Origin of the sequence: Rhizobacter sp. LjRoot28, assembly GCF_964253025.1 — a bacterium.
Taxonomy (GTDB): domain Bacteria; phylum Pseudomonadota; class Gammaproteobacteria; order Burkholderiales; family Burkholderiaceae_C; genus Rhizobacter.
This window is the reverse complement of record NZ_CAXUQC020000001.1, coordinates 3,707,250-3,721,430: the sequence shown is the minus strand read 5'-3', so window position 1 is coordinate 3,721,430 and position 14,181 is coordinate 3,707,250. Positions and strand designations below refer to the sequence as shown.

Annotated in this window: 11 protein-coding genes; 4 read left to right on the top strand and 7 right to left on the bottom strand. The window is 68.2% G+C overall.

Annotation, left to right across the window (positions count from 1 at the left end; genetic code table 11):
• Positions 1 to 39: 39 nt before the first annotated feature.
• On the bottom strand, positions 40 to 3,279 hold the full coding sequence (locus tag ACSQ2F_RS16995) for an alpha-1,6-glucosidase domain-containing protein (RefSeq protein WP_436024927.1): 3,240 nt from the start codon (positions 3,277 to 3,279) through the stop codon (positions 40 to 42).
• A gap of 244 nt (positions 3,280 to 3,523) precedes the next feature.
• A complete protein-coding gene (locus tag ACSQ2F_RS16990) occupies positions 3,524 to 4,672 on the bottom strand; it encodes an ABC transporter substrate-binding protein (RefSeq protein WP_436024925.1) in 1,149 nt (382 codons plus the stop codon).
• Positions 4,673 to 4,935: 263 nt separating this feature from the next.
• On the opposite strand from ACSQ2F_RS16990, the gene ACSQ2F_RS16985 reads away from it, so the two are divergent.
• The 4 genes from ACSQ2F_RS16985 (at position 4,936) to ACSQ2F_RS16970 (ending at position 8,519) form a co-directional block, all read left to right on the top strand.
• The gene (locus ACSQ2F_RS16985; RefSeq protein WP_436024923.1) at positions 4,936 to 5,502 is read left to right on the top strand and encodes a PEP-CTERM sorting domain-containing protein; all 567 of its coding nucleotides are present in this window, start codon (positions 4,936 to 4,938) and stop codon (positions 5,500 to 5,502) included.
• A gap of 61 nt (positions 5,503 to 5,563) precedes the next feature.
• A complete protein-coding gene (locus ACSQ2F_RS16980) occupies positions 5,564 to 6,850 on the top strand; it encodes a Glu/Leu/Phe/Val family dehydrogenase (protein ID WP_436024921.1) in 1,287 nt (428 codons plus the stop codon).
• 422 nt (positions 6,851 to 7,272) lie between these two features.
• Positions 7,273 to 7,911 (top strand): YdeI/OmpD-associated family protein, encoded by a 639-nt coding sequence (locus ACSQ2F_RS16975; RefSeq protein ID WP_436024919.1) that lies wholly within the window; start codon positions 7,273 to 7,275, stop codon positions 7,909 to 7,911.
• Between the two features lie 200 nt (positions 7,912 to 8,111).
• A complete protein-coding gene (locus ACSQ2F_RS16970; RefSeq protein WP_436024917.1) occupies positions 8,112 to 8,519 on the top strand; it encodes a nuclear transport factor 2 family protein in 408 nt (135 codons plus the stop codon).
• A 520-nt stretch (positions 8,520 to 9,039) separates the two neighbouring features.
• Here the strand turns inward: ACSQ2F_RS16970 and ACSQ2F_RS16965 are convergent.
• The 5 genes from ACSQ2F_RS16965 to ACSQ2F_RS16945 form a co-directional block, all read right to left on the bottom strand.
• Positions 9,040 to 10,137: an asparaginase gene (locus ACSQ2F_RS16965; protein ID WP_436024915.1), complete on the bottom strand. Its 1,098-nt coding sequence runs from the start codon at positions 10,135 to 10,137 to the stop codon at positions 9,040 to 9,042.
• Between the two features lie 70 nt (positions 10,138 to 10,207).
• On the bottom strand, positions 10,208 to 11,125 hold the full coding sequence (locus ACSQ2F_RS16960; protein ID WP_436026859.1) for a branched-chain amino acid ABC transporter permease: 918 nt from the start codon (positions 11,123 to 11,125) through the stop codon (positions 10,208 to 10,210).
• 112 nt (positions 11,126 to 11,237) lie between these two features.
• Positions 11,238 to 12,125, bottom strand: a complete 888-nt coding sequence (locus ACSQ2F_RS16955; protein ID WP_436024913.1) for a branched-chain amino acid ABC transporter permease — start codon at positions 12,123 to 12,125, stop codon at positions 11,238 to 11,240.
• Positions 12,126 to 12,199: 74 nt separating this feature from the next.
• The gene (locus ACSQ2F_RS16950) at positions 12,200 to 13,420 is read right to left on the bottom strand and encodes an ABC transporter substrate-binding protein (protein ID WP_436024911.1); all 1,221 of its coding nucleotides are present in this window, start codon (positions 13,418 to 13,420) and stop codon (positions 12,200 to 12,202) included.
• Between the two features lie 55 nt (positions 13,421 to 13,475).
• Positions 13,476 to 14,180, bottom strand: coding sequence for an ABC transporter ATP-binding protein (locus ACSQ2F_RS16945; RefSeq protein WP_436024909.1), 705 nt, complete (start codon positions 14,178 to 14,180; stop codon positions 13,476 to 13,478).
• Between the last annotated feature and the right edge of the window lies 1 nt (position 14,181).

Genomic DNA, 14,181 nt, shown 5'->3' with positions numbered 1-14,181 from the left:
TGGCAGGGCCCTGGGGCGCGGCCATCGGCCGCGAATCGCTCAGTTGTTGACGACGTACACCAGCGCGGTGCGGGCCGGGACGGTGAAGCTGCCCGTCGACGCCACGTACCCGGCCTCGTTCGCCGGCCGGCGGTCCGTGCCGGACAGGTGCACCGGATGAAGCACCCAGGCCTTGTCCTTGTCCTGCGGCAGCGTCAGCGTGCGGGCCGTCTTGTCGACGTTGATGAAGTAGAGGACCTCGCGGAAGTTGGCGCCGGGCAAGCCCTGGCCGTCGAGGTGCCCGGCCAGCACGGTCGGCACCTGGGCCGGGCCGGTGTTGCGCATGCTCAGTCGGGCCTTCACTTCGTCGGCCGAGCGCAGCCGGAAGAGCGGGGTGCTGCTGCGGATCTTCAGCAAGTCGCGGAACATGCCGCTGGCCGCCTCGATCTCCGGCCGGCCCGGTTTCATGTTTGGCAGGTTCGCGGGCGCCAGCACCTCACGGGCCAGGTCCTCGTTGCCGCTCACCGGCAGGCCCACGCCGAAGTGGTTGGTCGCGTAGCTCCAGTCCAGGCGGTTGAACCAGTCGCCCGAGTTGTAGCTGTTGTTGTCCATCGACTTCGACCGCAGCACGTCGGCGCCGGCATGGAAGTAGGCGATGCCCTGGCTGAAGTTGTTGATGGCCGCGGCCAGCGTCTGGGCACGCAGCCGGTCGTCCAGCGAGGCGGCCTTCGGCATCTTGGCCGCCAGGCCGTCCCAGAAGGTGCGGTTGTCGTGGTTCTCGTAGTAGTTCACGACCTCGCGCGGCTGGCTCGCGTAGCCGGCCGGATCGCCGCCGTAGCGCAGCTCCTCCCCGGTCTTCACCGTGCCATCGGCCGTCTCGAAACTGTAGGAGCGCAGCGAACCGGCCAGGCCCAGGCGGATGATGTCCGCATGCTCGAGGAGCTGGTCGAGCGTGTGCCCGTTCGCCGTCTCGTTCGGGTCGTGGAAGAGGCCGGTCACGTAGCCCTGGCGCTTGAAGTCGGCGCCGTCGTCGCAGCATCCGCCGCCCCGGATGCGGTCACGTGCCCGGTCACTGAAGGTGCCGATGCCCGAGCCGTTGAGGGACAGCTGCGACGCCTGTACGAAGCGGGCACCGTTGGCCACTTCGCCGAAGTTCCAACCCTCGCCGATGAGGAAGATGCTGCGGCCGGCGGCGGCATCCACCTCGGCCTTGAGCGCTTCCATCACGCTGCGCGGCTGGTGGCCCATCAGGTCGAAGCGGAAGGAGTCGATGCGGTACTGCGTGGCCCAGGTCTTGACCGAGTCGATCATCAGGCGCGCCATCATGGCGTTCTCGGTGGCGGTGTTGCTGCAGCAGGTCGACATCTCCACCTTGCCCTCGGCCGACAGCCGGTGGTAGTAGCCCGGGACGATGCGGTCGAGCACCGACTTCTCGCTCTGGCCGTGCTGGAAGGTGTGGTTGTAGACCACGTCCATGCCGACGCGCAGGCCGGCGCGATGAAGAGCAGCCACCATCTCGCGGAACTCGATGACGCGCCGAGCGCCATCAGCCGGGTCGCTGGCGAAGCTGCCTTCGGGCGCGGTGTAGTGGTACGGGTCGTAGCCCCAGTTGAAGCAATCGCTGTCGGCCACGGGCTTGATCGCATCGCGGGCCGTCGGGCTGTCGCTCGCACCGTCAACGATGGAAGGGGTGGCGCAACCGGCCTCGGGCACGCTGCCGAAGTCGTACACCGGAAGCAGGTGCACGTCGGTCAGGCCGGCGGCAGCCAGCGCCTTGAGGTGCTTCATGCCGTTCGATGCGGTCTCGGCGAACGCCAGGTACTTGCCGCGGCGCGCCTCCGGCACCGTCGGGTCGTCCCGCGAGAAGTCGCGCACGTGCAGCTCGTAGATGGACATGTCCTCGGGGGAGGCGACTGTGGGCGCCGTGTCGGCGTCCCAGCCCGCGGGCTTGAGGGCCGCGCTCGACAGGTCGGCGATGTAGCTGCGACGCGAATCCGTGGTGAGGCTCACGGAGTACGGATCCGTCACGCGGTTGCGGACCACGCCGGTACCGCGCGCATACACGTCCACGAGGTAGGTGAAGTACTTGCCCGAGAGGTCGGCGGCCTGGGTGGCGGCCCAGACGCCGGTGGCGCCGTCGCGGGCGAGGTCCAGCACCTGGGTGGCCTGGCCGGTGCCGCTGTCGTACAGGCAGGCCCGAACCTTCGTCGCGGTGGGCGCCCACAGCTTGAAGGAGGTGGCGCCGCCGGCGGGCGTCGCGCCGAAGTCGCGCACGGCGGCCGCCGATGCGTAGCGTTCGTCGAGTGCGCCGGCAAGTTGCGTCTCGGTGGCATCGATGGCCAGGCCGTCAGCGGTCTCCGCCACCAGGACCAGCTGGCCGGTGAGATGGCTGTCGAGGGCGGCCGCGTCAGCTTCCGCCACCTGGAGTACCGCGCCCGGGGCGACGTACTTGAAGCGTTCAGCCAGGCCCGGTGGCACGGCACCGGCCGCCGAGAGCGTCAGGGCGCCCTCTGCGCCGGACACGGGCTGCCCCTTGGCCACCTGGATGGCGGCCTTGCTGGAGTGGTACAGCTTGTACACCGGCGCGCCGGTGGCACCAGGCCATTGCAGCAGCCGCTGGCCCAGCCACACGGCACGGGCTTCGGTGAGGTTGAGCTGGGTGATCGAGGCTTCGCTCGGGTAGACCTTGGCGTCGCCCTGCAGCAGCCACACGTCGCCGACCTGCGACGTCACCTGGAGGCTCGCGTAGGGAACGACGATGTCATTGCTGCGGCCGTCCTTGTCGTCGACCGAGGGCTGGCCGGTACCGCCCAAGCCGTGGATGACGAACTTGAATTCCTTGCGCGAGGCATCGGCGGCGGGGTTCAGCACCGGCACCTCGAAACTCACTTCGGTGGCCGTCTCGGTGTAGCCCGGCATGCTGGACAGGGGCACGGGAGCGCCCCACTGGGCGAGGGTGCTGGCCGGGAAGGGCAGGCGACTGGTGTCGATGCCGTTGGTGTCCCACAGGTGCAGCCCCCAGCCGGCGTAGACGCCATCCGTGCGGCGGTAGTGAACGCGCAAGGTGCGGAGGTCCTGCACCACGGCCTCGCCCCCGTCGCCGACGGCGGCGCCCGCAACCGGATGGAGGACCTGCTGGTAGTCGGTGCCGTTGCAGAAGGCGGCGTCCGCATCCGACAGCGGCGGCGTCGCACCGCCCACCGCGTCATCGCTGCCGCCACAGGCGGCTGTCAGGGCTGCCAGGGAGAGCAGGGTCAGGGACACGGGCCGCATCCAGCCGCGCTTGTAGCTTGTTGTCATTCGTCTTCCTCGATCGGTGGTCGGGGCGCAATGCCCAGGCGTGGCCGGATCGACGAAGCACGATGAGGGGTGGCTTGCAGGGGCCCTGCGTGAGGCGCTCCGGACGAGGGAGACGCATCACGCGGTCGCCCGCAAAGCCTTTATCGATCCAGCGTGCGGATTCTGAATCGGTAAAGAATTGGGTCAAGCCCCCGCGCGCGAGGACTTTCCCTGATGTGACGCGCGGAAAACCCGCGCGTCCCGCTTACTGAACGATCTTGCCGTCGGCGCCGAACATCGCGAAGTCGACGTATTGCGAGCCGGTGCGGTTGCGCTGCGAGAAGTCGAGCACGTAGCCGCCGACGTCGATCGAGCGGGCAGCAGCCAGCGCGGCCGTCACGGTGGGCGCGGTCGGATTGGCGACGCCCTCGAGGGCCTTCACCAGGGCCTTGGCGGCGATGTAGCCCTCGATCGAACGGGCCGACAGGTTGGCATCGTTCGACGCCTGGCGAAGCTGGAGGTACTCGCGAACCACCGGGCGGGTCGTTTCCTTGGACAGGGGCAGGACCACCGAGAAGGCATAGCCGCGCGCGCCCTTGGGGCCGAGGGCCTTGAGCAGGGCGTCGGTGTCGATGATGGACATGCCGTAGAGGGTGGCCGTGCCGCCGGCCGCGCCGTACTGCTTGATGAACTCGACGGCGGCGGCCGTGGTCGCCCCCAGCAGCACCACCTGCGGTGCTGCCGTCCGCATGTCTGCCACGCTCGCGGCGACATCGGTGGTGTTGCGTGCATAGGACGTCTTGGCCACGAGGGCGACGCCCGTCTTCTTGGCGGCGATTTCGGCGCCAGCCAGCACGTCCTTGCCCAGGCCGTCGTTCTGGTACACGAGGCCGACGCTCTTGATGCCCAGCTGGCTCAGCTGGGTGAAGAGGCGGGCGACTTCATCGTGGTAGCTGGCCTTCACGACATGCATGCCTTCGGCCTGGGCCACGGATGCAGCGCCGGACACGGCGCCGATCATCGAGACCTTGCGCTGGGCGAGCACGCCGTCCTTGGCGAGCGCTTCCAGGTTGGTGGTGCCCACCGTGCCGATCATGGCCACGGGCGATGCGGTGGCGATGAGTTCCTTGGTGAGGCGCACGGTCTCGACGGGATTCTGCGCATCGTCCTTGACGATGAAACTGATGGGGCGGCCCTTGACGCCACCCTTGGCATTGACCGAGTCGAAGTAGAGCTTGGCACCGGCGCTCATCGCCCGGCCCGTCACGCCCTGCGGGCCGCTCAGCGGGGCCACCTGTCCCACGACGATCGGCTCGCCCGCAGCCCAGGCGGGCAGCGCGGCGGCCAGGGCCGCAGCCAGCACGGCGCGGCGGGTCAACGAAGGAAGACGCAGGGAGGTGTGCAGGGTACGCATGGGAAGACCTGGAGGAGGGCGCGGGGGTACCGCAATCGGCGCGACTTTAGCGTTAAACAAGGGTTTTCCCTAGATCTGTTGCACCGGGTCACGCAATGCTGCGAACTGGTTCACACGTCAATCCCGAACTCCATGCACGCAGGGTTGTTGAGTGGCCACAGGACCTCGCCTACATTGCGCAGCAGTGGAAGGGGCAGCTGGCCACCGATGAGTGGCCGCGCGTTGGGGCCACGGAGACGACCCTCAACTCGAACGGAGCTCTCATGAACCTTCGCCACGCCCTTGTCATTCCGTGCCTGCTGGCCTTGAGCCCGCAGGTTCACGCCATCGACCTCATCCGACCCCTGGGCTACATCGACAGTCCGGAGTCCATCGACATCCGTGCCGTCCATCGCGTGAACCGGCCCTTCGAGGACTGGTTCGTCTTCTTCGTCGCCCCGGGCAGCGAGTTGACCTTCTCCGGCCAATTGCAGGCCGGCGCCGGCCGGGAATTCGCGCGTGAGTTCGATGCCAGCCTCTACCGCTACGGCACGGAAGTGGCCGATGGCTGGGATCATGCTGGCAGCGGCGGCCCCAGCTCCCCGTCGCGCCTGGTGGACTTCGCGCCGGTCACCTTGCGCTCGGGCCTCTACACGCTGGTGGTCGAGGGCCTGCTCGGGTCGCCGTTCAACCTGACGCGGGCCTCCTATTCAGGCAACCTGAACTTCGCCCTGGCCGCGCCGGTACCGGAACCCGGGGCCGGGCTGCTGCTCGCCGCGGGGCTCATCGCCGTTGCGCTCGGACGCCGCCGGAGCGCGTCGCCGTCCCAGTCGGATGTCGCAACTCCCTGAAGTCGACTTTGGCACGCCCGTTGCAGTATGGTCCTCGGACACTTCCGTCCGAGGTCCTTCCATGAAACCAGAGAACTCCACACCGCTGTCCTTCGTGAGCACCGAGCCGTCGAGCCCGTGGGCCACCTACCTGTCCCAGGTCGACCGTGTCGTCCCGTACCTCGGCACGTATGCCCGGTGGGTCGAGACGCTGAAGCGCCCGAAGCGCGCCCTCATCGTCGACGTGCCGATCGAGATGGACGACGGCAGCGTGCGGCACTTCGAGGGCTACCGGGTGCAGCACAACCTGTCTCGCGGGCCGGGCAAGGGCGGCGTGCGCTATCACCCTGACGTGACGCTGGAAGAAGTGATGGCCCTCTCGGCGTGGATGACGGTGAAGACCGCGGCCGTCGGCTTGCCGTTCGGCGGCGCCAAAGGCGGCATCCGCCTGGACCCGAAGGAGCTGTCCCGCAAGGAACTCGAGCGGGTCACCCGCCGCTACACCAGCGAAATCGGTTTCATCATCGGCCCGCAGCGCGACATCCCCGCCCCCGACGTCAACACCAACGCCCAGGTGATGGCCTGGATGATGGATACCTACTCCATGAACACCGGGGCCACGGCCACCGGCGTGGTCACGGGCAAGCCCATCCACCTGGGGGGCTCGCTCGGCCGGGTGAAGGCGACGGGCCGCGGCGTGTTCATCACCGGCCGCGAGGCGGCGCGTCGCATCGGCCTGCCGCTGGAAGGGGCCCGCATCGCCGTGCAGGGCATGGGCAACGTGGGCGGCACGGCGGCCGACCTCTTCGTGCAGGCGGGTGGTCGCCTGGTCGCCATGCAGGACCACACCGGCACGGTGTACAACCCCGACGGCTTCGAGATGAAGTCCACCCTCGACCTGATCCGCCGCGAAGGCGGCGTGGCCGCCCATCCCAAGGGCGAGAAGATCGACAACGAGTCCTTCTGGGATGTCGACTGCGACATCCTCATCCCGGCGGCCCTCGAGGGCCAGATCACTCCTGAACGCGCGAACCGCATCAAGGCCAAGCTCGTGCTCGAAGGTGCCAACGGGCCGACCCTCCCGTCTGCCGACGACGTGCTCCGCGAGCGCAACATCCTCGTGGTGCCGGACGTCATCTGCAACGCCGGCGGCGTGACCGTCAGCTACTTCGAATGGGTGCAGGACTTCAGCAGTTTCTTCTGGACCGAGGACGAGATCAACCAGCGGCTCGACAAGATCATGGTCGATGCGCTGAACCACATCTGGGAAACCGCCGACCGGCACCAGATCACCTTGCGCACCGGGACGTTTGCCGTGGCCTGCGAGCGGATCCTGATCGCGCGCGAGGAACGTGGACTATATCCATAGGCCCCCACGTCGCTTCGCTCCTGCCCCCCGAGGGGGCGCCACGGGTCGCCCGGCTGGAACGTTGGCCCCCCAGTCGCGTTCGCTCCTGCCCCCGGGGGGCGCCACGGGTCGCCCGGGAGACCCGTGCTCGCGTGTGACTTGATGGCGCGTCGCTTCGCCGGCTCTCCCTCTCGGTTGGGGTCGGGTCTGCCAATTTGCAGGAGGTGGGTGGTCACGGGTCGCCCGGGGGGCCATTCTGCAAGTTTCTTGATGGGGCACTCGCATTGCTCGGTCCAGGCGACGCCCGCTTCAATGCGGCCGAAAGACGCTTCGCTCGGTCCGGGCGGAATCGATGCGATGCACCGCGGTTGGTCTCCCGGGGCATCTGTGCCCTTGCCTTCGGGCGCGGCCCGGTAGGATTGTTGGTCGAGAACGGAGGGTGCATGGCAGCGGTGGTGGTGGATCCGGGCAAGGTGCGGGAGTTCGTGGATGGGCCGGCGTTTGCGGAGTGGCTGGCGGGGCACCACGACGTGGCGGACGAGGTGTGGATCAAGATCCACAAGGTGGGCTCCGGGCGGGCGTCGATCACACCCAAGGAAGCGATCGACGTGGCGCTGTGCTGGGGGTGGATCGATGCGATCCGCAAGCGCTTCGACGACGAGAGCTACCTCCAGCGCTACACGCCCCGCCGCAAGGGCAGCGTGTGGAGCCAGATCAACGTGGCCAACGTGACGCGGCTGATCGAGGCCGGGCGCATGACCCCGCATGGCATGCGCGAGGTGGAGGCGGCCCAGGCGGACGGCCGCTGGGCGAACGCCTATGGCAGCGCCGCCAACATGCCGATCCCGGACGATCTGCAGGCAGCCATCGATGCCGACCCCGTCGCCCGTCGCATGCTGGAGCAGCTCAGCGCCCAGAACCGCTTCGCGCTGGCCTTCCGCATGCACAGCCTCAAGACCGCGGCCGGACGAGAGAAGCGCATCGCCGCATTCGTCGACATGCTTCGTCGCGGCGAGACGCCGCACCCGCAGAAGGCGGTGCGGACCGCTCGCGGCCCGGCCTCGGGCGCCGATCCGGCGTGAGCCATGGATCAAAGGCACACCGGTCTGTGGACGTCCGAGGGTCCGCACAGCGCGGCGCGCGGTGTCTCACTTGCCGGACACGGCCGGCAGCGCACCGCGCGAGAGCCCTCATGAATTCTTAATCGACGTTTGCGAGAGTTCGGCTCGCGGCGACGCGACATGCCGCAACCGTCCCCTGCCTCCCATCGCTTTCAACCGACATGTCAAACCACCTTGAATCACCGGCGCATTCCACGGCCGACACGCTGCGCACGATCGAGCGCAGCCGCGTGCGTGCGCTCGTGCAACGCAACGTCGACCTCGCCGCCCCGTTGCATGCCGCGGACTTCCAGCTCGTCACGCCGGTCGGCATGACCCTGACCCGCGCGCAATACCTCGGTGCCATCCAGAGCGGCCAGCTGGTCTACACCTCGTGGGACCCGCACGACATCGACGTGCGCCTCCACGACCACATCGCCGCACTCAGGTACCGCTCAAGCATGCAGGTGAGCTTCGGCACCCACCAGGTCCCCCAGGCCGACTACTGGCACACCGACCTCTACGAGCAACGGGACGGCACCTGGCAAGTCGTCTGGTCCCAAGCCACCACCATCCAGCCCATGCGGTAACCAGCGACCTCGGCGCCCACCCGCGCGAAGCAACGCACAACAGCACACGCCGAGCGAGCCAAGCGCCCGCCGCACTCGCTGAGCGCAACCCACCCAGCGAGCGAAGCAAAGCACCCCGAGCGCGAAACGACGCGCATGACGCCCCAGCGAGCGAAGCGCCCCGCGCAACACGCCCAGCGAGCGAAGCAAAGCGCCCCGCGCACCCCGCCCAGCGAGCGAAGCAAAGCACCCCGCGCACCCCGCCCAGCGAGCGAAGCAAAGCGCCCCGCGCAACACGCCTAGCGAGCGAAGCAAAGCGCCCCGCGCACCCCGCCCAGCGAGCGAAGCAAAGCGCCCCGCGCAACACGCCCAGCGAGCGAAGCAAAGCGCCCCGCGCACCCCGCCCAGCGAGCGAAGCAAAGCGCCCCGCGCAACACGCCTAGCGAGCGAAGCGAAGCGCCCCCAAGCCACACGCGAGCCCGGGTCTCCCGGGCGACCCGTGGCGCCCCCTCGGGGGGCAGGAGCGAAGCGACGTGGGGGCTCAATACTCCATGAACATCCGCTGCAGCTCAGCCGAGCTCACGCCCTTCGTGAGTGCGAGGGCGGTAAGGATCTTGGCCTTCTGCGGGTTCAGGTCGTGGGCGACCACCCAGTCGTACTTGTCATCGGGCTGCTCGGAGTTGCGCAGCACGAAGCCGTCGGCAACGCGCGAAGAGCGCACGATCTGCAGGCCGGCGGTGCGGGCCTGGCGCAGGGCGTCGACACCGTAGTTGGGCACCGAGCCGTTGCCGGTGCCGGCGTGCACGATGGCCTTGGCGCCGGAGGACACGGCGGCCGGGACCAGCGAGGTGTTCATGCTGCCCGAGCCGTACACGATGGCCACTTCGGGCAGGGCGGTGATGCGGTCGATGTCGAACTCGGACGTCATGCCCTGGCGCTTGACCGGCGCGCGGAACCAATAGGCCTTGCGCTCGACCATCATGCCGAGCGGGCCCCACTGGCTGCCGAAGGCGCTGGTCTTGATGTTGACGCGCTTGGCCACGTCGCGGCCCGACAGGATGTCGTCGTTCATCATCACCAGCACGCCCTTGCCGCGCGCGCTCGGCGTCCCCGCCAGCACGACGGCGTTGTACAGGTTCAGGGCGCCGTCAGCCGAGAGCGCCGTGCCGGGGCGCATGGAGCCGACCAGCACGATGGGCTTCTCGGTGCGCACGACCAGGTTGAGGAAGAACGAGGTCTCTTCCAGCGTGTCCGTGCCGTGCGTGACGACCACGCCGTCGACAGCCGGGTCCTTGAGCAGGGTGGAGATGGACTTGCCGAGCTCGACGAGCTTCTCGTTGGTAAAGCTCTCGCTGGCAATCTGGAACGCCTGCTGGCCGCGCACTTCGGCCACGTCGGCCAGTTCGGGGAGGCCCGCGATCAGCTTGTCGACCGGCACCTTGGCCGCTTGGTAGGTGGCGCTGTTCGCGGAGGAGGCGCCGGCGCCCGCGATGGTGCCTCCCGTGGCGACGACCACAACCACCGGCTTCTTGGCAGGGGTGGCTGGTGCCGTCTGGGCACAGGCTGCGAAAGGGGCGAGGAGCGCTGCGCTGAGCAAGGCGGTAACCGAGCGGCGCAGGGCGGGCATCATGGGTTTCATGAGAGGAAGCTCCGGAACAGGGAAAAGTGAAGGGAAGACCTGATGCAACCGCCGTGCCACCACGGCCGCATCAACCCCGTGCACGCCGGCGCTGCTGCCAGGCGAGCAATTCGCCCACGATGCCCCGGCGGAAGGCGATCACGCACACCACGAAGATGGCGCCGATGATGACGGTGATCCACGAGCCCACCCGGTCTGCCAGGAAATTCTGCAGGCCGATGATGGTGAAGGCACCGATGACCGGTCCGGCAAAGGTGCCCATGCCGCCGAGCAAGGTCATGAGCACCACCTCGCCCGAGAGCGACCAGTGCACATCCGACAGCGTTGCGAAGCCGAGCACCAGGGTCTTGAGCGAGCCGGCCAGGCCCGCGATCGCGGTGGACAGCACGAAGGCCAGCAGCTTGTAGCGGTCCACGTCGTAGCCGAGCGAGACGGCGCGCGGCTCGTTCTCGCGGATGGCCTTGAGCACCTGGCCGTACGGCGAGTGCACGATGCGCACGATGGCGAGGAAGACGGCGGCGAAGATGGCCAGCACGACGAAGTACATGGTCAGGTCATTGGCCAGCGGGACGAGGCCGAAGAGCTTGCCCCGCGGCACGCCCTGCAGCCCGTCCTCACCGCCGGTGAACGGCGCCTGCAGGCACACGAAGTACACCATCTGCGCCATCGCGAGCGTGATCATCGCGAAGTAGATGCCCTGGCGGCGGATGGCGATCAGGCCCACCATGAGGCCCAGCACCGCCCCGACCACGATGCCGGCCAGCAGCCCGAGCTCGGGGCTCCAGCCCCCGGAGCGAACAAGCCAGCCGGTGGCGTACGCCGCGGCGCCCATGAAGGCGGCGTGGCCGAACGACAGCAGGCCGGTGTAGCCCAGCAGCAGGTTGAAGGCACAGGCGAAGATCGCGAAGCACAGGGCCTTCATCATGAAGACCGGGTACAGGCCGATGAAGGGCGCCGCAAGCAGCACGGCGAAGACGACGGCCCACATCACGGTGCCTGCACGGAACGCGCTGCGCCGAGAGGCGGCTGCGGTGCCCGGCGCGGCGGTGGATGCCGGGGTGCTCGTCGGCACGGAAGAGGGGGAAGCGGCCGTTGCCATGTCAGATCTCCTTGCCGAACAGGCCGGCGGGGCGGATCACGAGCACGATGGCCATGATCACGAACACCACGATGTTGGACGCCTCGGGATAGAACACCTTCGTCAGCCCTTCGACCACGCCCAGGGCCACGCCGGTGAGGATCGAGCCGAGGATGGAGCCCATGCCGCCGATCACGACCACCGCGAACACGACGATGATGAGGTTGGAGCCCATCAGCGGAGTGATCTGGATGACCGGTGCGGCCAGCACGCCCGCAAGTGCCGCGAGGGCGGCACCGGCGGCATAGGTCAGCGTCACCATCACCGGAACGTTGATGCCGAAGGCCTGCACGAGTGCGGGGTTCTCGGTTCCGGCACGCAGCGTGGCGCCCAGCCGCGTCTTCTCGACGATGAACCAGGTGCCCAGGCAGACGGTCAGCGAGGCCACGACGACCCACGCGCGGTAGTTCGGCAACACCATGAAGCCGAGGTCGGTGGCGCCGGCCAGCAGGTCGGGCACCGAATACTGCTGCCCCGACACGCCGAACTGCTCGCGGAACACGCCTTCGGCAATGAGCGCCAGGCCGAAGGTCAGCAGCAGGCCGTAGAGCGGGTCGAGCTTGTAGAGGTGGCGCAGCAGCGTGCGTTCGATCAGCACGCCGAGCGCGCCCACGACGAGGGGTGACAGCACCAGGGCCACCCAGTAGTTCAGCCCGAACTTCTCGAAGCTGAGCCAGGCCACGTAGGCTCCGATCATGTACAGCGCGCCGTGCGCGAAGTTCACGATGCCGAGCAGGCCGAAGATCACGGCCAGGCCGAGGCTCAGCATCGCGTAGAACGAGCCGTTCACCAGCCCGAGCAGCAGCTGGCCGAGGAAGGCCTGGATGGGAATGCCGAAGATTTCGTCCATGGGAGTCCGGGTTGGGAGGCAGGGTGCGGCACCGCGGGCCGTCGTGGGGCCCGGGTGCTCAGGAGGTCAGCAGGTCACTTCCACAGTTCGCACTTCGACTCGGCCTTGGTCGTCCAGGCCGCTTCGCCCTTGATGGTTTCCACCACGTTGTAGTAGTCCCAGGGTTCCTTCGACTGCGCCGGCGTCTTCACCTGCATCAGGTACATGTCGTGCACCATGCGACCGTCCGCGCGAATGCTGCCGTTCTTGGCGAACATGTCGTTGATGGGCGTCTTGCGCAGGTGGGCGAGCACCTTGTCGCCGTCGTCCGACCCGGTGGCCTTCACGGCCATCAGGTAGTTGAGGGCCACCGAGTAGTCCGCCGCCTGCAGCGACGACGGCATGCGCTTGAACTTCTCGAAGAACTTGCGGCTCCAGGCGCGCGTTTCGGCGTTCTGGTTCCAGTACCAGCTGTCGGTCAGGTACATGCCCTGCGTGGCCTTGAGGCCGAGCGAGTGCACGTCGTTGATGAACATCAGCAGGCCGGCCAGCTTCATCTTCTTCGTGATGCCGAACTCGTTGGCCGCCTTGATGGCGTTGATCGTGTCGCCGCCGGCGTTGGCGAGGCCGAGGATGTCCGCCTTGCTCGCCTGAGCCTGCAGCAGGAAGGAGGAGAAGTCGGCAGCCGACAGCGGGTGGCGCACCGAGCCCGCCACGGTGCCGCCTGCGGCCTTCACGACGTTGGCCGTGTCGTTCTGCAGCGCCTGCCCGAAGGCGTAGTCCGCCGTCAGGAAGTACCAGCTCTTGCCGCCCGCCTTCACCACGGCGCCGCCGGTGCCCTTGGCCAGGGCCACGGTGTCGTAGGCCCAGTGCACGGTGTAGGGCGAGCAGCGCTCGTTGGTGAGTGCCGAGCCGCCGGCGCCGACGGCGATGAAGGGCTTCTTCTTCTCGGCCGCCACGCCGGCCATCGCGAGGCTGGCCCCGGTGTTGGTGCCGCCGATCAGCAGGTCCAGGCCCTGCTGGTCGAACCATTCGCGGGCCTTGGAGGCGGCCACGTCAGGCTTGTTCTGGTGGTCGGCGAAGAGCACTTCGATCTTCTTGCCGTTCACGTTGCCGCCGGCATCGGCCACTGCCATGCGCACTGCCTCCACACCGGCCGGGCCGTCGATGTCGGAGTACAGGCCCGACATGTCGGTGATGAGGCCGATGCGGATCACGTCACCGGAGATCTGGGCGTGGGCGGCCCCCCCGGTCACGGTGGCGGCCAGGGCGATCGAGCAGGCCGAGGCAATGCGGGTCAGTCGGGTGAGCGTCATCAGGAGTTCTCCTTGGGGATGCAGAGCAGGGGACAGGTCAATGGGGCGGCGTGGATCACACGCCAAGGTGTTCGTGCAGGCGATCCAACCGCGAGGGCAGTTCGGCCTGGGTGAAAGACTGTTCGATGCGGCCGTGTTCCATCACGAGGAAGCGGTCGGCCAGCGGCGCGGCGAAGCGGAAGTTCTGCTCCACCATCAGGATGGTGTAGCCCTTCTTGCGCAGGGTGACGATCATCTGGGCCAGCTTCTGCACGATGACGGGTGCCAGGCCTTCGGAGATCTCGTCGAGCAGGAGCAGGCGAGCCCCGGTGCGCAGGATGCGGGCGACGGCCAGCATCTGCTGCTCCCCGCCCGACAGCCGGGTGCCCTGGCTGCTGGCGCGCTCGCGCAGGTTGGGGAACATCTCGTAGATCTCGGCGACCGGCATGCCGCCCTTGGCCAGCACCGGCGGCAGCAGCAGGTTCTCCTCGGCCGACAGGCTGGAGAAGATGCCGCGCTCTTCGGGGCAGTAGCCCACGCCCAGTCGGGCGATGCGGTGGGAGGCGAGGCCGATGGTCTCGGTGCCGCGCACCCGCACGGACCCCTTGCGGGCGCCCACCAGGCCCATGATGGCGCGCATGGTGCTCGTGCGGCCGGCACCGTTGCGGCCGAGCAGGGTCACCACCTCGCCTTCGTTCACGTCGAGGTTCACGCCGTGCAGCACATGCGACTCGCCATACCAGGCGTGAAGGTCGCGGATTTCGAGAAAGGCCTGCGCCATG

What these genes read in the sequence shown, in the direction of transcription:
- ACSQ2F_RS16970 (WP_436024917.1), top strand. Translation starts at nt 8,112, where the DNA reads ATGTCAAACCACCTTGAATCACCGGCGCATTCCACGGCCGACACGCTG.
- ACSQ2F_RS16985 (WP_436024923.1), top strand. Translation starts at nt 4,936, where the DNA reads ATGAACCTTCGCCACGCCCTTGTCATTCCGTGCCTGCTGGCCTTGAGC.
- ACSQ2F_RS16960 (WP_436026859.1), bottom strand. Translation starts at nt 11,125, where the DNA reads ATGTGGGCCGTCGTCTTCGCCGTGCTGCTTGCGGCGCCCTTCATCGGC.
- ACSQ2F_RS16995 (WP_436024927.1), bottom strand. Translation starts at nt 3,279, where the DNA reads ATGACAACAAGCTACAAGCGCGGCTGGATGCGGCCCGTGTCCCTGACC.
- ACSQ2F_RS16975 (WP_436024919.1), top strand. Translation starts at nt 7,273, where the DNA reads ATGGCAGCGGTGGTGGTGGATCCGGGCAAGGTGCGGGAGTTCGTGGAT.
- ACSQ2F_RS16950 (WP_436024911.1), bottom strand. Translation starts at nt 13,420, where the DNA reads ATGACGCTCACCCGACTGACCCGCATTGCCTCGGCCTGCTCGATCGCC.
- ACSQ2F_RS16990 (WP_436024925.1), bottom strand. Translation starts at nt 4,672, where the DNA reads ATGCGTACCCTGCACACCTCCCTGCGTCTTCCTTCGTTGACCCGCCGC.
- ACSQ2F_RS16955 (WP_436024913.1), bottom strand. Translation starts at nt 12,125, where the DNA reads ATGGACGAAATCTTCGGCATTCCCATCCAGGCCTTCCTCGGCCAGCTG.
- ACSQ2F_RS16980 (WP_436024921.1), top strand. Translation starts at nt 5,564, where the DNA reads ATGAAACCAGAGAACTCCACACCGCTGTCCTTCGTGAGCACCGAGCCG.
- ACSQ2F_RS16945 (WP_436024909.1), bottom strand. Translation starts at nt 14,180, where the DNA reads ATGGCGCAGGCCTTTCTCGAAATCCGCGACCTTCACGCCTGGTATGGC.
- ACSQ2F_RS16965 (WP_436024915.1), bottom strand. Translation starts at nt 10,137, where the DNA reads ATGAAACCCATGATGCCCGCCCTGCGCCGCTCGGTTACCGCCTTGCTC.